We start from the raw sequence: 17,997 nt of genomic DNA, 5'->3' as shown, positions 1-17,997 counted from the left end.
CGTCGAGGCGGCGATCTGGTGCCCGAGCCGCGCCAGCTCGCCTTGGATCCGCCTGTGGCCCCACCGCGGATTCTCGCTGGCGAGTCGAAGCACGAGGTTTTTGATTGCCGCTCGAGTGGGTGGCCGACCGGTGCGCCTGCGCGAGCTGTAGTCCCACTTCGCAGCGATGAATCGGCGATGCCAGCCGAGCAAGGTACCAGGGGTGACCGGGAAGAATTCGCGCCAGAGGAATCGAGGTATCCGACCGGACAGGGCTGCGAACCAGAACCGGTCCGCTGGCTCGTAGCGGACTGGACCGGCCAACTGTCGGCGCAGCACCGCATTTTCGTGCCGTAGCACAAGAAGCTCCGCGTCCTTCGCCGCATCACTGCGAAGTAGCGCCGACGGGAGGGTGAGCAGCTTCCGGACCACCTTGTACAGCAGGGACACGATCACTCGAACATGCTCCCAGCCGACGAACCATCACCGCTGCCAGCAGCGACGATGACTTTTCGAGCGGCACAGGATGGTCTCGTGCAGTGGCTCCGCGAGCAGCTCGACGAGGATGAGCGGATCGCGCGCGGCCACTCCCGGACCGTGGCATATCCGTGATGACGGCGTGGTGGGCGATGACGGCGAGCACGGGCCTGTCGCGTATACCGACTCTTACCGCGCCAGTGAGGACTGCCTGCACGTCGCGGAGCACGATCCGGAGCGGGTGCTGCGCGAGATCGACGCCAAGCGACAGATCCTCGCCCGCGCTTGTGAGGCCCTGAAGGATGCCGAGTCCCCGGACTACCTAATGAGGGGCCCGGCGCGCATGTCGCTGGTGGTGCTGGAGCCGATCGTCAAGGAACTGGCGATCGTGTACGAGGGCCGGCCCGGCTACCGCGAGGAGTGGCGGTCATAGCCGAACGCGCCGGTGCCCCGCCTCGCTGAGACGGGGGCATCTGGCGTGTGGTGACTGGGCTACTGCTCCTGCGGCCACTGGTTGTGGTTGTGCGCGCACGAGGCCGGTTTGAAGCACTTGCGGCAGTGCCAGCATTCCGCGTTGTTGGTCTCGGCGTCCATGGGGGTGCCGCAGTCGGCGCACCTCTTGGTAGGTGCATGGGCAGCCAGGTCGTGATCCATTAGCCTCCTTGGTGTTGTGCGCGGTTGGGCCGCGATGGCTCTTGGATGACGTGCGAGGGCCGCGGAGGGTTGTAGGCGGCAGCCGTCTCGGGCGCGTCTAAGATCCGCTCGTGACAGACATCCCCGATGAATTGATCAAGCTGGAACGTTCCGCCGAGGAAGAGCGCGCAAAGCTCGCCGGCCTCACGGACGAGGAGCACACCGCGCAGTGGCGGCGGTGGCGCGACGCGACCGAGCGCTTTCAGGCGGCCGTCACGGCGCACGCAGAGGCGACGGGGCAGGCGCGGTATGAGGTCGAGATGGCGACGAAGAGGGTCGTACGGCACGCCGACGAAGACCCGGCGGAGTAGACCCGCCTGTGTAGTGCTTCGGTTGCAACCACGCAGTTCCGCCATGAGCTCGTGTGATACGAGCCCGTGGCCTGACGGGCTACGCCTCAGGCCACTCTTCCAGGACCGTCTCGGCGCCGTCGTCACCCATCTCGGTGAGGACGACCCTGGCCTCCGCTATGCCGCCGTAGCTGCCGATCCATGACCGGAACTTCCGCTCCCCGGTCTCGCGGATGGACCACGCGCCCTGCATGACGACAGCGCCCCCGGTCGTGAGGGTGACGCGGTATCGCTCCAGGTCGGCCATGACCTGCACTCTGTCACGCGCCCTGCGGCGGGTCGACGAGGACCCGCACAGTGACGTCGGCCTCCTCGGCGGCTTCGCGCAGTACCTCGAGCGTGGCGGCGAGCGGCACGGTCGGGCGGCGGCGGTCGACGGTGGCGAGCATGCACTCCCGGCATAGGTCGAGCCAGCGCCACCCGTGGTCGGGGTTGTCGATGATCGGGTCGAGCGGGCCGGGGTGCCGCAGGCTGCGCAGGGGAGGGGCTCCGGGCCGAGGCGTTCGGCGGCGTCCTGTGCGTTCGCTGCACGGGACGGGGCTGGCTTCAGGTCTGCCCCGGGTCCAAGGCGAGCCGTAGTAGCAGGTCAGTGACGTTCACGGGTACCTCTTGCCCTGCGATGAGTGCGGCGACTGCCGACGTAGTATCGAACGTATGAACGGTAGCTCGACCTCGCGCCTCGACATGCTGCGCTTCGCCCGCCGCATCGCCGTGCAGCAGGTCGAGCAGATCGACCGGTGGATCGCCATCGAAGAACGCCGCGAGGTGGAGCACCGCCGCGGAGAGCAGGCTCGACCGCTGGCCCCGGACTGGCTCATCGAGATGGGTCTCGGCGGTCGGGACCCCGTGTGCGTCCATGTCGGCGGCTGCCACATGGCAGGCAAGCGCTCCCGCGGCGTCGCCAAGGATCAGGCGCGCCGGGCGCTCGCCGAAGGCGTCGACGCCTGCCCGCACTGCCGGCCGGACACTGTGCTCGGCGTGCTGGACTAGCTGTCGTCGCGTCCGTGTGCTTGAGGGTGCTCCCTCACAATTTTCGTGTGAGGGGGCACCCTGCCCGCGCGACTAGCGGACGATCGCGGGCTGATCGGCCAAGAGAGCCGTCGGCATCGAACTTCCAAGGATCGCTACGACGACCGCGAAAGCCTGCCCGTTCAGCCATGGCGCGAGGGTGATGGCGAGAATGATGATGACTAGCACTACTCGCCGGCGGCTCCAACCGGAATATGCATGGGCCCAGTTGGCCGACACGCATGACGCCTGCTCGGACACGGTTCCTCCACTAGATAGAGGGGTGAGAGTGGGATAGGTGTCGGCCGACAACCTGGTTTCACTGTTCACCGGCCACCTGAGCCGCGTCACGGCATCTGAGCAGAACTTGAGCCTAACGATCCGGCTGCAACTACGCATACGATTCAAATCGGGCGGCGATATCCGAATTATTCAGGATAAATTGCACATCTCGCAGTGTCCGATATAGGGGAGATTGGAATCCCTCGATCAAGGCCTCACCGTCGCTTTTTCATGACCGAATGCTGGTCGCGCCCGTAACTCCCCCTCTTGGGGGAGGCATTTCCATGCCCCGGCAGGAGGTGAGCGTGTGGCCGAATCGATCACCGACCGGGACTTCGGGCTTGTGCGTCGGCTGCACGTCGAGGGTTAGGTTCAGGGGCGGGAGGTGAGGTGGCACTCGGCCGACTGCTCGCCGTCCTCGATCGTTGGGAGAGTCGGCTAGATGATCAATTCCAAGGGATGAGAGCGGCGAGTCGACGGCTTCGATCAGGTGTGGGGGTGCGGGAGCTCCGGGGAGGTGGGATGGCGGGTCTTGGACGTCGGGGGATGCTCGCATTCAGCGCGGTGACGGTGCTGGCGGCGTGTACGTCGACTGCGGAGAGCGCAGATGGCGCCAGGGTCCGGACCGACGTGGAGCCTCTGGAACGTCGGTTTGCTGCGCTCGGCCCGGTGTCGGGGGCGCACTGGCTCGGCACCGCACTGGGCACCGATTCGAGGGTGTCCGTTCCGGGCCCGACCGATGTTCGTATGGTGGGAACTGTCCAGTTGAGAGCAGGAGCCGTCGCCGCAATCACGGGTGCACCCCAGCGGGGCTTTCAGTCCGAGAAACCAACCCCAATCCCAGAGGAACTTGCTGAGTTCGTGCCCAAGGGCGCACGGTGGGTTCGGAGCGATTCCTTCGACCGTGGGATGACGGGTGGGAGGTATTCCGGCGCGTTCTATCTCGATCCAGGCACGGACACGGTCTACTTCGACACGATCAATCCAGGCATTTCCGCCAGCTCGGGACCTTGATCGATTTTTAAGGGATCGGCTGCCCGCATGGGGCGAGGGCGTCCAACGTCAGTGTGTGAAGGCAGAGTTGGACACCCTCGCGACCGCACTCTATGTGAAGACCGACGATCTGCTGAAGGCATCACGGCAGCTGGCGCCCTGGCGTCCCAGGGTCGGGATCGCTCCGCAGCTGACCGATGCCGAGCTGGTCACGCTCGCGATGATGCAGGCCATGCTGGGCTTCACCTCCGAGGCCAAGTGGCTTCGTCACGCCCGCTCCCACCTGCGGCATCTCTTCCCCTACCTGCCCAAGCAGCCCGGATACAACAAGCGTCTACGCAAGGCTGCAGCGCTGCTGCGGCGGGTAACCCGGGTGCTGGCCACCGACACCTCCGTCTGGAGCGACGATGTGTGGATCGTGGATTCCACGCCGGTGGAGTGCGGCCGCTCACGTGAGACCGTCAAACGCTCCGACCTGGCCGGATGGGCCGAGTACGGGTACTGCGCCAGCCACAGCCGCTTCTTCTGGGGCCTGCGCCTGCACCTGGTGTGCACCCTGCAGGGTCTGCCGATCGCCTTCGCCCTGACTGGGGCCAAGGTCGACGAACGCGAGACCCTGCTGGACCTGCTCGCCGCCGAACCGGGCCTGACCGCCGCCCGGCCTGGACAGACGCTGATCGGTGACAAGAACTACTTCGGCCGCGACTTCGAGCACCAGTTGATCGAGCAGGACATCCGGCTGCTGCGGCCGGCCCGCAAGGGCGAGTCGGAACGGCCCGGCGCCCTACTGTTCAAGCCGTTGCGGCAGGTTGTCGAGTCGGTCAACGAGACCTTCAAGGGCTAGCTCAACCTCGAACAGCACCGAGGCCGCACACCGGGCGGGGTGATCGCCCGCGTCATGCAGCGGATCCTCGCGTTGACCGCCGCGATCTGGCACAACGACCACACCAACGAACCCGTCCTGCGCTCACTTACCGCCTACGACCGCTGACCCCTTGGAATCGATCATCTAAGGGTTGTCCCGTAAATGATCACCGGGTCGATGAGGGCATGGCGGCTCGGTCGTCGGCGGCCTTGCCTATCCGGTGAGGTTGAGGTTGTGCAGGCGTGCGATGCCGAGCATGGCGTGGTGGACGCCGTCGCCCTTGAGCCGGCAGTCGCGGAGGATCTTCCAGCACTTCATGCGCGCGAAGACGTGCTCGACGCGGGCCCGTACCTGCTTGTGTGACTTGTTGTGCCTTTCCTTCCACTCGGGCAGTTCCTCGCCCTTGCGGCGCCGGTGGGGCATCACGAGTCCGGTGCCCGGGTAGCCGCCGTCGGCGATCGTCATGGTCTTGCCGACGGCGGCTTTGGCTCCGGATTCCTCCCACGCCCTGCAGTCGTTGCGGTTGCCGGGAAGGGACTCGCCGACCACGACGACCAGGCGGGTGTCGGCGTCGATGACGACCTGGTGATTGGTGGAGTAGCGGTAGTTCTTGGACTGTTCGGCGATGCTGTGGTCTCGGGTGGGGACCAGGGTGCCGTCCACGATGAGCACGGTGTCTTTCGCGAAACGCTTCCTGGGCTGCAGGGCGAGGAGCGGGCCGAGCTGGTCGATGATGCGGTCGGCCGCCGACTTGGAGACGCCGAACAGCGGGGCTATCTGGCGCATCGTCAAGTTCGTGCGCCAGTACGCCGCGACCAGCAACACGCGGTCTTCCAGCGGCAGACCCCACGGCCGGCCCCGCCGCACCGCGTCCGCGCCCTCGCGGCGCAGCGCAGCCACCAACTTCCCGAAGCAGCGCGGGCTCAGCCCGGTGAACGGGCCTATCCAGGACGGCTCCGACGCCGTGATCACACCAGCCACACCAAGATCATCTCACCTGTGACCAGCAGTTACGGGACAACCCTTAGGAGACCCAAGTCAGGGCATGTTGGGCGGGATTGCGGGGAGAGTGCCCCAGTGGATATTCGCCGAAGCATGGACCGAAACGTTCTCGAACGAGACCGTCGCGCTGGGGTCCATCAGACAGTCGAGAAGGAGCTCGCCTCCAGCGAACTGCGCGTCGTTGAAGGAAATCGCGAGACCGCTGAACTCTACGTCTTCGAACGAGACCACGCCGCTGGAGAGTCGCACGTTGCGGAAGTGAGCCTCGCCGCCGGTGAACTGCGCGCAGTTGAAGACGACCATACTCCCCATGAACTCCGCGCCACTGAAAGATACGGTGCTGCCGCTGAACTCTGCGTTGAGGAAGGACACCTCGCCACCGGAAAACCGTGCGTTATGAAATTCGACCTCGCCGCCGGTGAACTGTGCCTTGACGAAGAATACCCCTCCGCCAGTGAACCGGGCACCATAGAAGGACACGCCATCCGAAAACTGCGCGCCATAGAACGAGACCACGCCGCCGGTGAACTGCGCCTGGACAAACGCTTCTTGATCGAATATAGCCCCGCTGAAGTCAAGGTCGAGCCCGCACCATGTCGTCGTCGACTTCGGATCAACGAGGTGATCACGGATCAGCCGGATGACGGAATGCCGCACCTGCTGCTCGCCTGACTTGAATTCCTGATGATGGGGGGTCTGCCTCGTAGGGCATGCGCAGGTAGGCGCACAGCACGTCGACGCACACCTGGCGCTGCTCAGGCCAGTCATCGGCGAGGCGAGCCATGGCGTACGCGCCTGCAAGGCGGACCGCAGCCTGCTCATGGCCGAGCTGCTCGGCTGCTGTCGAGTAACGCTCGGAGAGCTGGCTCGCATCCGCGCGGTGCGAGTCGCCTTCGGCGAGAAGTTGCTTGCGGTACGCGTACACGCCGGCGAGCACAGCAGCCATGAGTGTGATGACCGTGACCGTGGTCTTGATGACGTCCTGGACGTCGACCGGCTTCTTCGTGCTGTTCTCGGCAGTGAGTAGCGCGTCCGCGCCTTGGTAGAGACCGTAGGCGAGGGCGCCGACAACGATGAGGGCGAGTGGAGCGACGAGCCAGATGGATCGCAGGTTGGGGGTGTGTCGTGTCGACCTTGTGGCTGGTGACGGCGGTTGAAGAGGAAGAGCACGAGGCGAAGCCTGCCGCCGCGGAGGCGGGCACGTGGCAGGGTTGATTACTCCGTGACACTGAAATCCGCGTGGCGCTCGGCGGGCTGCTCATCGTCCTCGATGCGGGGAAGATCGTCTGAGCGCTCCTATGCCTCGTCGAGGGAGAGCAGCGCGGCCCGGCGGGTCTTCGGTCGTGGCGTCGTCATCGAGGTTCATGGGGCGGTGACGCGGTCCCGACTGCACAGGTAACGGGCGAGCCGTTACCTGCTCGCGGGCCTCGACAAGTTGGGGGCTGTGTGTCGGTAAGGCTTACACGACGGCGCCACCTTGACCAGCCGCAGGGTCTGCTGGTGCTGGTGCTGGCGCTGTGGGCGGCTGGGAAGCTGCCAGTGCTTCCCGGTGGGCCCGCCCTGTTTCCCGTGCTGAAGCCGAATCGACTCGTCGAAGCACGAACAATCCGGCGAGCGACAGGACACTTGGTCCTGCGAGCATGGCCGCGAGCCAGGGCATGTCATTGATTCCTACGATGACGGCACCGGAGAGCATGGCCACGACGACGATGAATCCCGCGATCAGGCCGCCGAGGTAGAGGTTGTGTGTGCGGCGGTCCTGCGCCTCCTTGAACTCCAAGCGGGCTCTCAAGAGGCTCAGTTCGTGTAGGCGCGCCAGTTCAGGTTCTAGTGCCGCAAGAGCTGCCTTCAGGTGTTCCGGGGGAAGTGCTGCCCACTGCATGGCGATGTCAAGGCTATTGAGCTGTCGAGGCTGCTGATTGCTGGTCATCGCTGAGTTCCCCCGCCTCCGTGAAGCTCTGGTTCCATCTCGCCCGTGGACCCTTCTGGCGGAGGCCCCAGGAGGCGGAAGAGTCGGTCCAGTCCTGTGGACATGTTTTGGGCGGCAATGGCTGCGTCAGCCTGATCGCCAAGTTCGATCAGGTTGGGTACGGAGATCGTGGGGCTGGGCTCTGGGTGAGCCGTTACGTTTTTCGCAATCGAGGTGTGGGGTGCTGTTTGGTATTGGTGCGAACGGCGGCGCGATCCGACCCGCAGGGTAAGCAGTTTTCTAAGCCACCGTGGGCTGAGGTCGAAGCCGAGATTGATTTCGGTATCCCCGGTGTGCCCAAGTGTGGTACGAGAATCCACGCTGATGGGCTTCTGCTTGGATTGTTCGGACTTTAGGCGATCCAGTTCCTGTTCGAGCTCTTGTACTCGCTGTAGCGCGGCGGCGTGTGCTTCGTGTAGTGGATCAGGTGCTTCGGAATTCTGTCTCTGCAGTTCTTGAGCTGCTGCGCGGTGGAGATCTTCAAGTTCATCCAGCGCGTGTAGAGCTCCGGCCGCGAGGAGGAGCGGTTCTAGTGCTGACTGTGGGGGCAGGCGTTCGCCCCTCATGTAGCGATACAGCTCGCTTTTAGTCATGCGCGTCTGCGTCGCGAGTTCCGCCAGCGGCACGCCGTTTGTCATCAGGAATGCCGTCAGCGATTCGGCGAATTGCCGTAGCGCCGGAAGCTCCTGTGAATTCGACACCATCGTCCCCTACCTCGGGTTTCCGCAGCGGTCCGGCGCGACTCATCGTTCGCGCGTGATGGGTCCCGGTCGTGACGATAGCGCGCAATCATACCACCCACCAACTCCCCATCTACTGGCGCTCGTTGAGGTTGTGGCGCGATGTCGGGGACGGCATTCGGGAAGAGGGCGCTGCGATCTCCAGGCCGTGGTTGGCTCGGGCGCGCCCCATAGTGCTTCTCAGTCGGACGAGGGTGGCTCGTTGTTGCATGCCAGCGAGTCTGCCGGGCCGATCACCCTGCGGTCCTCGTTGATGCAATGACTCGCAACGCATCGGCTCAGAGGGAGGGTACGGAAGGCGGCTCGGTACGTGCCAAGCGGTCGTACAATGTCGAGCTGGTCACTGACCATTGCGTCCAGCGGGATGGGGTGGCTCATGCGGCGCTGCTCCTGGGCGAGTTGATGCGGCAGGCCGACTCGTGGTGGGCGCCGCGGGACACGAACCCTTCGGCGCAGCACGCGGCGGCGAGCTCGTCCGCGAAGTCGGGCGGGCGCAGGCAGTTGGTGCCGTGCGCACGGCTGGCGGAGTGCTCGGGGAGACGGCAGCACGGCATGCCGAGGAGGAGCTCCTCGCCGAGCGCGGCAAGGCGGGCCTGCTCGTGGCGGACGAGGGTGCGGCGGTGCGCGGCGTACGAGCGGCGGGCGCACCAGCCGAGGAACGCGGCGACGTACAGGCCGGGCACGGCGGCCCACGGGCTCATGGTGGTGCCGAGGTAGACGGCGCCGGCGGTGAGCGCCGCGGTGCCGAGGGAGCAGCCGCGGGCGGTGCGGAGGTGCGGGGTCATTTCGGGTTCCTCCTGAGGGCGTTGAGGGCGCGCCCTGCCCGGCCGAGGCCGAGCAGGAACGCGGAGATGAACGAGGTGAGTACGACGCCGAGAGCCGGTGATCACGCGACTTCCTCGTACTCGGTCACGGGCTGCTCGGTGCGGCGGCTGATGCGGACCCACAGTCCGGTGACGGCTCCGGCGAGGGCGACGGCGACGGAGGCGACGAGGATCCCGGCGACGGCGGACCATGCGAGTGCGGCGTAGAGGACGAGTTGTGCGGTGGTGATGAGGTCGTGGATCACGCTGCTACCCCTCGTCGGCCATGTTCGTACAGTGGCGCGCTCCACCTGGACGCCATGAACCACGCCCGCTCCACGGTGTGTGGGTCGACGGCGGACGGGATGGGAGCAGAGGTAGGACTGTGGCTGAGGTAGCAGTGCGTAAGCACTGACCAGCCTGCCCAGCCTCAACCTGCTCTTGACGTCCTACGGTTGGCACAACGTCCACAGTCACGGCGACCCGTCCCTGGCCACCACGCTCCTTGGCCTGCAAGTTCCCGCGGTGCGCGTGCTGACACCGGCCGACCCGACCAGGACCGCAGCCGCCCTGGATGGAGCGTTCGACTCCGTCGGCAAGGTCAACCTCGTCGTGGCGGGCAAGCACACGCGTACCGCTCACCCCACGGCAACGATCGAGGAGGAACACGAACGCGGTCTCGCCATCTGGCCGCACCTGAGCGACGACGGCGACCCTGACCTCACGATCGTCACCGCAGGAGATATCCCGGCCGCTGTCGCGGCAGATGCGGTGGACCATGTCCGTGAGCATCATGGATGCCGCATCCGCGTGGTCAACCTGCTCGACCTGACCGTGCTCGGATCCCCTCAGGTGTGGGGACGCGGCCTCAGCGCCGGTGAGATCGACCACTACCTCGGCACCCACGCCCCCGTCCTCGTCCTCACCCTGGGCCACCCCGCAGCGGTCTGGGGCCTTCTGGCCAGCCGACTCCGGCGGCCCGTGGACATCATCGGCTGGCAGGAACCGCCCGGCCCCCTGCCCCAGCGGTTCCTCGCCCACGCCCTCAGCATGGACCGAGCAGGTGTGGAGCGGGCCGCCAGCCTGTTGCTGGGGTCACGCGAGGTCGTCCGATGACCCTGCCCACCATCGAGCACCTGGAGATCACCGAAGTCCACGAGGGCGTCGCCCCAGGCGACGACGCGGTCTTCATCAAGGTCCACAGCGCCGGAGCAGTCGGCAGCTACGGCCCGGTCAGCGAGCGCATCGGCGCTTATGTGAGGGGCACTCTGACGTCCGCCGTGCCGGGTGCTGACACGACCGATCACGACGGACTGCTGGACCAGCTGCGCACGGCGGCCCGCACGGACCCATCCGACAGTGCCTCGTGGGCCGTCGGCGCAGTCGACTGCGTGGCCTGGGACCTCCACGGACGTCTCGCTGACCGCTCCGTCGCCGGACTCCTGGCGACATCCATTCCGCAGTCTTCCGTGGCCGCCTACGCCTCGTGGCTTGCCCAAGACCTTTCCAGCATCGACGACGTGGGCATGCTGCGCAGGATCGCAGCGGACGGCTGGCACTTCACCAAGTGGGGGCTGCGCCGGGCGCCAGGTGACTCCTCCGGTGAGGCGGCGATGCGCATGGCACGGGCCGTGGAGCGATCCGCCCAAGCCCTCGGCACCGCCCTCGCTGTCGACGCTGTCGGCACCTGGACGCCATCCGTGGCCATGGCCCTCGCGCGGAACGTGGACACTGCCGGCCTGCTCTGGCTGGAGGACCCGCTGCCGCGCCACGACCTGGACACCTATGAACTCCTCGCAGCCACTCGGTTGCCCTTGGCTGTCGGCGAGCGGGCGCGCTGCGACGAGGATCCCGTCGGGCTCATCCAGTACGTCCAGCCCAGCGCCCTGACCCTCGATGTCGTCGCCTGCGGCGGACTGACCCGCGCGGTGCAGATCCTCGGCGTAGCCCAGTCCCAGGCCATCCCGATATACCCGCACGGCCGCTCGCTCGTTCCCGGTCTCCACCTCGCGGCAGCCTTCCCCGACGCCGTACCGGCCGTCGAGTACCGCCTCCAGTGGGAGCCACGACGCCAACGCCTCTACGACATTCCCCTCCAACCCGAGCACGGACGCATCCGCCTGCCGGATGTCCCAGGGCTCGGCACGATCCCAAGGAGCACAGCATGTCCGGTACTTCGATGAACGTCTCCGTCCATGGCACGGTCGCCCAAGGTGCGGACGGGCCGATGCTGGTGCTCTCCAGGCGGCTCGACGGACACGACACCTTCCTCAAGGGAAGTCTGGAGCTCGGAGAGGCCTCGGTCCCGGTACGGATCCTGACCCTCGATGACGTCACGGTGCTGCGTCCGGCGGACCAGTCCGGTCTTCCGCCAGTGGGAACACTGTGGCAGGGGAGCCTCGACTTGCCCCATGGGCTGCGTCCGCGAACTGTTCCACCGGACCTGCAGGAGACGGCGGTACGCGAGGGGCGGTCCCTGGAAACGCTGGATGAGGCGGAACTGCGCTACGTCCTGACCTTCCTGTCCGAATCCACGACCACCGCGATCCGGCAGGCCCGTGTCGCGGCCATCGTCTCCGCCCTACCCATCGCTACGAGGAGCTCACAATGACGCTGGCCCCCTCGCTCCTGGTCACTGTCGATGTCGGCGGAACGCTCGGTACCGCTGACGGGCCCGGTCTTGCCATGCGGCTTGCGGAGGCTTCCCCTCTGCCCCCTGCTCGCGCCCGCGAGGTCATGCGGACCGGCCTGCACACCCAAGCGGCGCTCACGGAGACCGTGGTGGTCGAGGTCTGTGAGGCATTGGAGGTGCCGGCTGCTGCCTTTCCGCGTGATCTATCTCCGGCCCCGTTCCGTCTGTTTCCCGGGACGGTGGAGGCTCTGCGCCGCATCAGCGCTGTGGCCACCGTGGTCACCCTGTCCAACGTCACGTGCGTCGACGCCGACACCGAGGGGCTGCGCGGCCTGCTCTCTCCCTGGGTGAGCGACTTCTTCCCCTCCTGCCGCATTGGGCATACGAAGCCTGACCCTCGGGCGTTCCAGGCCGCTGTCGACCATTTCGGTGTGCGGCCCGATCGCGTGATCCACGTCGGGGATGACTGGGCCTGCGACATCGTCGGAGCTGTCGAATCAGGCATCAGGGCAGTCTGGATATCCCGCGGACGCCAAGTCCCCGACCCTTCCTTGGTCGTAAACCATGGCGTGCTCGTCGCCACCGACCTGGCGGCGGCCGCCGCGCACATCACTCACCTCGCAGCAGGGAACCTCGAATGAGCCTCTTCACCGGAACCGCCACCTATTACCGCCAGTTCCGCCCCGGCATCCCCGACGATGTGGCCGAGGTCCTCGACCGGGCCGCACCGGCACGACCCGGCGGAGGCCGCCGGCTCCTGGACGTCGGCACCGGAACCGGGCTGGTGGCCGAGGCCCTACTGGGGCGCTTCGACGACATCATCGCCATCGACAACGACGCCGACATGCTCGCCGCCGCCGAGTCGGCACTGCGGCCGAAGCTTGCCGCGGCCTCCCACCTCTCGCTGGTGGAGAGCACGGCCGAGGACTTCACCCCGCCTGCTGACTGGCAGGCTGAACTCGTCACCATCTGCCGGGCGTTCCACTGGCTCGACCAGGCCAGCGTGCTGAACCTCCTGGACCGTCAGGTCGCACCGGACGGCGTGGTCGCGATCTTCGGAGACAACAGCTTCTGGGCAGCGGGCAGCGACTGGAAGGAAGCGGTCAGGGACGTCGTCAAGAGCTTCCTCGGCGAAGAGCGACGCGCCGGATCCGGGACCTTCCAGCACCACAACCGCCCCTACAGCGAGATCATGGAGGAGTCGCCCTTCAACGAGGTCGAGGAAGTCCGCGTACCAGTGGAACGCACCTGGAACGCCGACAGCATCCTCGGCTACCTCTACTCCACCTCCTTCGCCGCTCCTCATCTCTTCGGCGACCGGCTGAAGGAGTTCGAGGTCGCGGTGAAGGGCCGACTGGCCGACTTCAGCGACGACGACACCTTCCCCGAGGACAACGAATTCCTCATCCGCCTCGGACGGCGTGGTCGCGATGCCGGGTGACGGCGAGGGGCGGGCGGTCGTACGGAAGGCTGACCGCCCCGCAGGTCGCTGAGGATCTGAGTGAGCAGTCGATCATCTGCCTGCCGGTCGGATCCCTGGAACAGCACGGCCCACATCTGCCGCTCAACACCGACACGGTCATCGCCGAGCGCTTCGCCGCCCGCCTGGCCACGCACGTCGCGGGTCGGCACGACCTGTGGGTCGTGCCGGCCGTGCCCTACGGGCTATCCCCGGAGCACGCCTGGTCGCCCGGCACGATCACCTTGACCATCCCGCTCTACGTCAGCTTGATCGAAGCCCTGGTGGCGGAGTACGTCCGCGCCACGCCGGCACGAACGGTGCTCATCGTGAATGGCCATGGCGGCAACAAGGGTGTCCTAGGGCCTGTCTTGAGTTGTGATCATGCGGGGCGGAGGCTGCGGAGCCAGGTCGCCGCCCCGCGGAGGTGAAGTCCCGCAAGATAGCTTTCGGGCGTCTTGTCGTAGCGAGTGGCGAGCCCCCGCCACGTCTTGATCTTGTTGATGCAGCGTTCCACCGTGTTCCGCTCCCGGTAGAGCTGAGCGTCGTGGAAGACGGGCCGCCCGCCCCGATGCCCTTTCCTCTTGCGGTTGGCGGCCTGGTCCGCCTTCTCCGGGATCACCGCCTTGATCTTCCGCTTGCGCAGGTAGGTGCGGTTGGCACGGGAGGAGTACGCCATATCGCCGGCGACCGCGCCGGGCCGCGTGCGCGGGCGGCCGACGGGCCCACGGACCTTGACCTTGTCCAGGACCGGGATGAAGCGGGGGCTGTCGGCGGCCTGGCCCTCGGTCAGCTCGAAGGCCAGCGGGCGGCAGCGCCGGTCCGCCGCGAGGTGGACCTTGCTGGTCAGCCCGCCGCGCGAGCGCCCCAGCCGGGCGGCCTTCAGCCGGGACCGGCGTCTGCGCCGCACGCGCCGCCGCTCTTGCTGCCGCACGTCGGCCTGGTCCGTCTTGGCTGGGGCCTGCGCCTTTCGTCCCCTCCGCCGCCCTCTTTTTGTCTTCCCGGCCGCCCTCTCCAGGGACGCCAGGACCTCATCCCTGACTCGCGTGCCCGCCGCATCGTGGTGGGCACGGACCACCGTGGAGTCCACGCTGACCAGGGACAGATCCGCCTGCCCGCGCCGGGCCGCCTCGGTGATCGCCGCGTCCAGCAGCCCTTCGAAGACACCCGCGTCACGCCACTGGGCGAAGCGGTTGTAGACGGTCTGCCATGCCCCGAATAGGGGCGGCACATCCCGCCACTGGCTGCCCGTGCGAAACCGCCAGATTACCCCCTCGAACTGCTGCCTCAGTCGCTCGGGGTACGGGCCGAACCTGCCGACGGGCAGAAACGTCCTGATCAACTCCCAATCGCCATCGGTGAGTTCCGCACATTCCACCCTGGTCTTCTGCCAGATGGCGAGCGACCCTGAAGAATGCACCCCCACGTCTTGATCACAACCGAAACAGCCCCCAGCCGCCCGCCAAGGCGCATCATTCGTCGAATTGGCCGGACCACCCAGTTCTCTGGCGCCAGCGTGCATGTGTTGTTTCTTCTTCGGGCATTCCAAGCGGGGTGAGTCGGAGGAGGAGGTCGGACCGAAATGGACGCGGAGACGGTCGTCGCGGTGTGTGCCGTCGTGATCGCCGTTGCATCGCTCGCCGTCTCGTTCTACGAGGCACGCGCGGCACGGCAGCACAACCGCCACTCGGTGCGGCCCCTACTTCAGTTGCACCGAGGGAGGGACCCCCGGGGGGCCAAGGGAGGGATCAGGCTCACCAACACCGGTCTCGGCCCGGCGGTCATCGTCAGCACAACCCTGACACTCGACGGCGAAGTGATCGGCGCGTGGAACAGGGTCGGCCCGAACAGGGTACGTGACGGCCTCGCCGTACGGCCCAATGTTGTGACGTTCAGTGAGACGGAGACCATCGCCACCGGCTATGAGGAGTTCTTGCTGAGCGTGGACTCGTACGAGCCACAGGCTCATGCAGAGTTCGTAGACCTGATAACTCGGCGCCTGTGCCTGGAGATCCACTACGAGTCCCTCTACGGCGGGGAGAACTATCACGTGGCCCTGCGCCCCCGCAGTGGCGCAGAGGGCTGACGGGGGTCGCCGACCGTAAGAAGCAAGGGTGCGGCGGCCAGGTGGGACAAGACATCCGCCGGCTCCTGGTCCGGTCAGGAAGCCCTCAGCGGACTACGGAGCCTCCGACCACGCGTGATCTGAACTCGAGACAGGCCCTAGGAGGCCAGGGCACTAGCCCGGCGCTTGCCGGTCCAAGGGGTGGCAGGGAGGCTTTCGCTGATGAGAACCACGCCTGCCAGCTACTCAATAGAGTTGCGTTCCTCGGCGATCCATCGAGGAGCATCGTGACCTTGGCTGTAGGCATCTTCGACCTGTTCACCTACGGGATACCCGGCGCACTGCACCTGTCGTTGATCACCTACATACTCGCCCGCTGGAACATAGTTGATCTCGGAGATCTCACCACGGCACCGTCAGCGGTACAGGTGGTCGCGTGTGCTGTTGCCAGTTACCTGCTGGGGCATCTCGCCTACCCTCTGAGCGCTCTCCTGGACAAGGTGGCACCGCGCTGGAATCGAAACGTCGAGCGCGCTCGGCTGGAGTTCTTGGCCAGGGTGCCCGAGGCTCAAAGCCGAGCTTTCGTGCACACCGACATATCTCTGCTGTTGGCCGCGGTGGAGCTCCACGACAAGGAAGTAGCGAGCGAGATCACTCGGCTGCGAGGCCTCGCGCTGATGCTACGAAACTCAGCCCTTGCGTTGGCGTTCGCGCTGCTCGTAGCCGTGATTGAAGTCATCGTGAGCTCCAATCGTGTGCTGGCAGGAGGGTGCGCAGGCGTGCTACTCGCCAGTTGCATCGCCGCAGTCCGAGAAGGACGCCTTGTGCAGCACTTCGACCGCCTGAAGACTCTGGAGATCTGCTTCTGGATCCCAGACATCGACAGCAAACTTGGTTCCGGCCGCAGCTGATCACGCAGACGATATGCAGTGCAGCGCCCAGGTTCCTTCGGCGGCAGTCGTTGGAGCGTGATGCGCACGCTGAGTGACCTACACGGCGCGTCTAACGTGCGGCTCGTCGTGTGGTTCCACTGACGCTGTGGGCCTGCACGGAGCGTTCTACATGGCCGAACGGGCCAACTATCTCGCTCAGTCACAACTGTGACTGAGCGAGATAGTTGGCCCTTGAGCACGCTAGTTAGCCCGCTGTCCTGTCTCGCATAAGTCCGGGCAGTCTCAATAGATCCCCCGGCAACTGAGGCCGCCGCAAAGGCCAAACTCGCCCAACTCGACAACCGTCGGCGCACTGCGGCCGTCGACCTTGGCCTGCCTGCCTTCGCTGACGTCGTCGTCCGCATCACCACGTCGATGGACCCGCACCTGCCCTGGATATCCGTGGCCACCGCGAGCCTGCACCGCCTACGCTCCACCCCATGCGCAGTGTGTTTGTCTTCCCTGCAGGAGAGCGAGCGCAGACCGTTGCCTCGCTCGATCAGCGTCTGCCACAGCAGCGTGATCCGTGGCCCCTGGACGGCAACCTCTACATCGACATCGTCGATGATGAATCCGGGCACCTCTTCTCCGACTGGGATCCCGACGAGGTTGCAGTCCTCGAAGGGGCTGTCGGACACCACCCCGGCTGGGCAGTGCAGATCGACATCTCCGGGCGCATCGACGGCACCACGGAGATTCACCAACTGGTCGCGCTGGTACTCGTGCACGGTGGAGTTGCGTTTGACGACTACTCCGCCCACCCCTGGACGCTGCAGGAAATCGAGTCCGGCACCGTGATCGGCGGCCTACGCTTCTTCGACTTCCGCACCTACCACGAACTCCACCGCGAACAGTGACATCGCAGGCCTGACGACCGTTCAGGCAAGGTCGGATAATGATCGGAAACCGCCTCGACATCACCGACGCCCGCTGGGGACTGAGCGGAGCCGAGGCCGTCTTCAAACTCCGCACATTGATCGACAACGGCGACTCCTGCTGGTGCTACCACGCCGCCCGGTAGCACCACCGTCTCCGTCCGGCGTCCGACCGGCAGGTATGTATTCTCGTCGCTTGATCACGGGGCTGCCTTGCGGACAGACTGAGCTGGTGAGCGCCGACCTGCCCGCCTTCCGTTACCACCCCGATCCGCTCGCCAGCGGGTCCTTCCGCGAGAGCACCGAGACATGCGTGTGCTGCAACCGCAACATGGGGTGGATCTACACCGCGACCTTCTACACCGCCCAAGAGGTCAACGGACCCTTGTGCCCCTGGTGCATCTCAGACGGTAGCGCGGCTGAACGGTTCGCCGGCGAATTCACCGATTCCTACGGACTTGAAGGCGTCAGCGAGGAGATCCTGCACGCGGTCACCCGCCGCACTCCCGGCTTCCATGCCTGGCAGGATCCGCGCTGGCTCGTTCACTGCCACGACGCGGCCGCCTTCATCAGTGAGGTCGGATACAGCGAACTAGCGGCCCACCCCGAGGCCCTCGACCAGCTCAGGCAAGACCTGCGTATGGACGGCTGGCACGACGCGGCTCAACTGGAGCAGTTCCTGACCCACCTCGGTGAGGGGGCCACTGCCATGCTCTTCCGCTGCACTATCTGCGGCACTCACCTCGCCTACGCCGACGCCTCATAACCCACCGCCCAGCTGGCATCCAGCGAGATGGAACCGACGATCCCTTCAAGGGATCCGCACTGCTGGCCCTCGACGGTTGACCGACGCTCTGCTGGACAGCACCGTGG

Annotated in this window: 25 protein-coding genes and 1 pseudogene; 15 read left to right on the top strand and 11 right to left on the bottom strand. The window is 66.1% G+C overall.

What is annotated here, in order from left to right:
* The first annotated feature begins 544 nt into the window (after positions 1-544).
* A complete protein-coding gene (locus OHA58_RS04045) occupies positions 545-889 on the top strand; it encodes a DUF6221 family protein (RefSeq protein WP_405476466.1) in 345 nt (114 codons plus the stop codon).
* Positions 890-948: 59 nt separating this feature from the next.
* Here OHA58_RS04045 and OHA58_RS04040 read toward each other — a convergent pair whose 3' ends face one another.
* On the bottom strand, positions 949-1,110 hold the full coding sequence (locus OHA58_RS04040; RefSeq protein ID WP_405476464.1) for a hypothetical protein: 162 nt from the start codon (positions 1,108-1,110) through the stop codon (positions 949-951).
* Between the two features lie 110 nt (positions 1,111-1,220).
* Between OHA58_RS04040 and OHA58_RS04035 the strand changes: the two genes are divergently transcribed.
* Positions 1,221-1,460 (top strand): hypothetical protein, encoded by a 240-nt coding sequence (locus OHA58_RS04035; RefSeq protein ID WP_405476463.1) that lies wholly within the window; start codon positions 1,221-1,223, stop codon positions 1,458-1,460.
* A 79-nt stretch (positions 1,461-1,539) separates the two neighbouring features.
* On the opposite strand, the gene OHA58_RS04030 is transcribed toward OHA58_RS04035, so the two are convergent.
* Together OHA58_RS04030 and OHA58_RS04025 are read right to left on the bottom strand one after the other, a co-directional pair.
* Positions 1,540-1,746: a hypothetical protein gene (locus OHA58_RS04030; protein WP_405476461.1), complete on the bottom strand. Its 207-nt coding sequence runs from the start codon at positions 1,744-1,746 to the stop codon at positions 1,540-1,542.
* 13 nt (positions 1,747-1,759) lie between these two features.
* Positions 1,760-1,888, bottom strand: coding sequence for a hypothetical protein (locus OHA58_RS04025; protein WP_405476459.1), 129 nt, complete (start codon positions 1,886-1,888; stop codon positions 1,760-1,762).
* Between the two features lie 265 nt (positions 1,889-2,153).
* Between OHA58_RS04025 and OHA58_RS04020 the strand changes: the two genes are divergently transcribed.
* Positions 2,154-2,489 (top strand): DUF6233 domain-containing protein, encoded by a 336-nt coding sequence (locus OHA58_RS04020; protein ID WP_405476457.1) that lies wholly within the window; start codon positions 2,154-2,156, stop codon positions 2,487-2,489.
* A gap of 1,369 nt (positions 2,490-3,858) precedes the next feature.
* Positions 3,859-4,773, top strand: a pseudogene (locus OHA58_RS04015) (IS982 family transposase).
* Positions 4,774-4,860: 87 nt separating this feature from the next.
* Here OHA58_RS04015 and OHA58_RS04010 read toward each other — a convergent pair.
* From OHA58_RS04010 to OHA58_RS03980, 7 genes are all read right to left on the bottom strand, one after another.
* On the bottom strand, positions 4,861-5,628 hold the full coding sequence (locus tag OHA58_RS04010; RefSeq protein ID WP_405476455.1) for a transposase: 768 nt from the start codon (positions 5,626-5,628) through the stop codon (positions 4,861-4,863).
* Between the two features lie 57 nt (positions 5,629-5,685).
* Positions 5,686-6,306, bottom strand: a complete 621-nt coding sequence (locus OHA58_RS04005) for a pentapeptide repeat-containing protein (RefSeq protein ID WP_405476453.1) — start codon at positions 6,304-6,306, stop codon at positions 5,686-5,688.
* Positions 6,275-6,595 (bottom strand): hypothetical protein, encoded by a 321-nt coding sequence (locus OHA58_RS04000; protein ID WP_405476451.1) that lies wholly within the window; start codon positions 6,593-6,595, stop codon positions 6,275-6,277. The genes OHA58_RS04005 and OHA58_RS04000 overlap by 32 nt, the downstream gene beginning before the upstream one ends.
* Positions 6,596-7,108: 513 nt before the next feature.
* On the bottom strand, positions 7,109-7,579 hold the full coding sequence (locus OHA58_RS03995) for a hypothetical protein (protein WP_405476450.1): 471 nt from the start codon (positions 7,577-7,579) through the stop codon (positions 7,109-7,111).
* On the bottom strand, positions 7,576-8,322 hold the full coding sequence (locus OHA58_RS03990) for a helix-turn-helix domain-containing protein (protein WP_405476448.1): 747 nt from the start codon (positions 8,320-8,322) through the stop codon (positions 7,576-7,578). The genes OHA58_RS03995 and OHA58_RS03990 overlap by 4 nt, the downstream gene beginning before the upstream one ends.
* A gap of 410 nt (positions 8,323-8,732) precedes the next feature.
* Complete coding sequence (locus OHA58_RS03985) at positions 8,733-9,143, bottom strand: hypothetical protein (RefSeq protein WP_405476447.1); 411 nt, start codon at positions 9,141-9,143, stop codon at positions 8,733-8,735.
* Positions 9,144-9,244: 101 nt separating this feature from the next.
* The gene (locus tag OHA58_RS03980) at positions 9,245-9,427 is read right to left on the bottom strand and encodes a hypothetical protein (RefSeq protein ID WP_405476444.1); all 183 of its coding nucleotides are present in this window, start codon (positions 9,425-9,427) and stop codon (positions 9,245-9,247) included.
* Positions 9,428-9,572: 145 nt separating this feature from the next.
* Between OHA58_RS03980 and OHA58_RS03975 the strand changes: the two genes are divergently transcribed.
* The 6 genes from OHA58_RS03975 to OHA58_RS03950 are packed head-to-tail and all read left to right on the top strand — an operon-like array spanning position 9,573 to position 13,683.
* Positions 9,573-10,277, top strand: coding sequence for a hypothetical protein (locus tag OHA58_RS03975; protein WP_405484744.1), 705 nt, complete (start codon positions 9,573-9,575; stop codon positions 10,275-10,277).
* Positions 10,274-11,344 carry an enolase C-terminal domain-like protein gene (locus OHA58_RS03970; protein ID WP_405476442.1) on the top strand — a complete coding sequence of 357 codons (1,071 nt, stop codon included), beginning with the start codon at positions 10,274-10,276 and terminating at the stop codon, positions 11,342-11,344. Before OHA58_RS03975 ends, OHA58_RS03970 begins: the two co-directional genes overlap by 4 nt.
* Entirely contained in the window at positions 11,326-11,772 is a 447-nt protein-coding gene (locus OHA58_RS03965) for a hypothetical protein (protein WP_405476440.1), read from the top strand. The genes OHA58_RS03970 and OHA58_RS03965 overlap by 19 nt, the downstream gene beginning before the upstream one ends.
* Entirely contained in the window at positions 11,769-12,434 is a 666-nt protein-coding gene (locus OHA58_RS03960; RefSeq protein ID WP_405476438.1) for an HAD family hydrolase, read from the top strand. The genes OHA58_RS03965 and OHA58_RS03960 overlap by 4 nt, the downstream gene beginning before the upstream one ends.
* Positions 12,431-13,234, top strand: a complete 804-nt coding sequence (locus OHA58_RS03955; protein ID WP_405476436.1) for a class I SAM-dependent methyltransferase — start codon at positions 12,431-12,433, stop codon at positions 13,232-13,234. The genes OHA58_RS03960 and OHA58_RS03955 overlap by 4 nt, the downstream gene beginning before the upstream one ends.
* On the top strand, positions 13,231-13,683 hold the full coding sequence (locus OHA58_RS03950; RefSeq protein ID WP_405476434.1) for a creatininase family protein: 453 nt from the start codon (positions 13,231-13,233) through the stop codon (positions 13,681-13,683). Before OHA58_RS03955 ends, OHA58_RS03950 begins: the two co-directional genes overlap by 4 nt.
* Here OHA58_RS03950 and OHA58_RS03945 read toward each other — a convergent pair.
* Positions 13,635-14,630 (bottom strand): IS5 family transposase, encoded by a 996-nt coding sequence (locus tag OHA58_RS03945; protein ID WP_405476431.1) that lies wholly within the window; start codon positions 14,628-14,630, stop codon positions 13,635-13,637. The genes OHA58_RS03950 and OHA58_RS03945 overlap by 49 nt on opposite strands.
* A 204-nt stretch (positions 14,631-14,834) precedes the next feature.
* Between OHA58_RS03945 and OHA58_RS03940 the strand changes: the two genes are divergently transcribed.
* From OHA58_RS03940 to OHA58_RS03920, 5 genes are all read left to right on the top strand, one after another.
* Positions 14,835-15,338: a hypothetical protein gene (locus tag OHA58_RS03940; RefSeq protein ID WP_405476428.1), complete on the top strand. Its 504-nt coding sequence runs from the start codon at positions 14,835-14,837 to the stop codon at positions 15,336-15,338.
* A gap of 266 nt (positions 15,339-15,604) precedes the next feature.
* On the top strand, positions 15,605-16,228 hold the full coding sequence (locus OHA58_RS03935; protein ID WP_405476425.1) for a hypothetical protein: 624 nt from the start codon (positions 15,605-15,607) through the stop codon (positions 16,226-16,228).
* Positions 16,229-16,689: 461 nt separating this feature from the next.
* Complete coding sequence (locus OHA58_RS03930; RefSeq protein WP_405476422.1) at positions 16,690-17,106, top strand: hypothetical protein; 417 nt, start codon at positions 16,690-16,692, stop codon at positions 17,104-17,106.
* A 38-nt stretch (positions 17,107-17,144) separates the two neighbouring features.
* Positions 17,145-17,270 carry a hypothetical protein gene (locus OHA58_RS03925; protein WP_405476419.1) on the top strand — a complete coding sequence of 42 codons (126 nt, stop codon included), beginning with the start codon at positions 17,145-17,147 and terminating at the stop codon, positions 17,268-17,270.
* Positions 17,271-17,356: 86 nt separating this feature from the next.
* Entirely contained in the window at positions 17,357-17,890 is a 534-nt protein-coding gene (locus OHA58_RS03920) for a CbrC family protein (RefSeq protein ID WP_405476417.1), read from the top strand.
* The last annotated feature ends 107 nt before the right edge of the window (positions 17,891-17,997 follow it).

This window comes from Streptomyces sp. NBC_00009 (genome assembly GCF_045040855.1).
Lineage (GTDB): Bacteria > Actinomycetota > Actinomycetes > Streptomycetales > Streptomycetaceae > Streptomyces > Streptomyces aureus.
Note: the sequence above shows the minus strand (reverse complement) of the source record. Positions and strands in the feature narration are given on the sequence as shown.

Excerpts from the sequence above, each read along its gene's own strand:
- OHA58_RS04045 (WP_405476466.1), top strand. The coding sequence starts at position 545 with ATGAGCGGATCGCGCGCGGCCACTCCCGGACCGTGGCATATCCGTGAT.
- OHA58_RS04040 (WP_405476464.1), bottom strand. The coding sequence starts at position 1,110 with ATGGATCACGACCTGGCTGCCCATGCACCTACCAAGAGGTGCGCCGAC.
- OHA58_RS04030 (WP_405476461.1), bottom strand. The coding sequence starts at position 1,746 with ATGGCCGACCTGGAGCGATACCGCGTCACCCTCACGACCGGGGGCGCT.
- OHA58_RS04025 (WP_405476459.1), bottom strand. The coding sequence starts at position 1,888 with ATGCTCGCCACCGTCGACCGCCGCCGCCCGACCGTGCCGCTCGCCGCC.
- OHA58_RS04020 (WP_405476457.1), top strand. The coding sequence starts at position 2,154 with ATGAACGGTAGCTCGACCTCGCGCCTCGACATGCTGCGCTTCGCCCGC.
- OHA58_RS04000 (WP_405476451.1), bottom strand. The coding sequence starts at position 6,595 with ATGGCTGCTGTGCTCGCCGGCGTGTACGCGTACCGCAAGCAACTTCTC.
- OHA58_RS03995 (WP_405476450.1), bottom strand. The coding sequence starts at position 7,579 with ATGACCAGCAATCAGCAGCCTCGACAGCTCAATAGCCTTGACATCGCC.
- OHA58_RS03990 (WP_405476448.1), bottom strand. The coding sequence starts at position 8,322 with ATGGTGTCGAATTCACAGGAGCTTCCGGCGCTACGGCAATTCGCCGAA.
- OHA58_RS03985 (WP_405476447.1), bottom strand. The coding sequence starts at position 9,143 with ATGACCCCGCACCTCCGCACCGCCCGCGGCTGCTCCCTCGGCACCGCG.
- OHA58_RS03970 (WP_405476442.1), top strand. The coding sequence starts at position 10,274 with ATGACCCTGCCCACCATCGAGCACCTGGAGATCACCGAAGTCCACGAG.
- OHA58_RS03965 (WP_405476440.1), top strand. The coding sequence starts at position 11,326 with ATGTCCGGTACTTCGATGAACGTCTCCGTCCATGGCACGGTCGCCCAA.
- OHA58_RS03960 (WP_405476438.1), top strand. The coding sequence starts at position 11,769 with ATGACGCTGGCCCCCTCGCTCCTGGTCACTGTCGATGTCGGCGGAACG.
- OHA58_RS03955 (WP_405476436.1), top strand. The coding sequence starts at position 12,431 with ATGAGCCTCTTCACCGGAACCGCCACCTATTACCGCCAGTTCCGCCCC.
- OHA58_RS03940 (WP_405476428.1), top strand. The coding sequence starts at position 14,835 with ATGGACGCGGAGACGGTCGTCGCGGTGTGTGCCGTCGTGATCGCCGTT.
- OHA58_RS03930 (WP_405476422.1), top strand. The coding sequence starts at position 16,690 with ATGCGCAGTGTGTTTGTCTTCCCTGCAGGAGAGCGAGCGCAGACCGTT.
- OHA58_RS03925 (WP_405476419.1), top strand. The coding sequence starts at position 17,145 with ATGATCGGAAACCGCCTCGACATCACCGACGCCCGCTGGGGACTGAGC.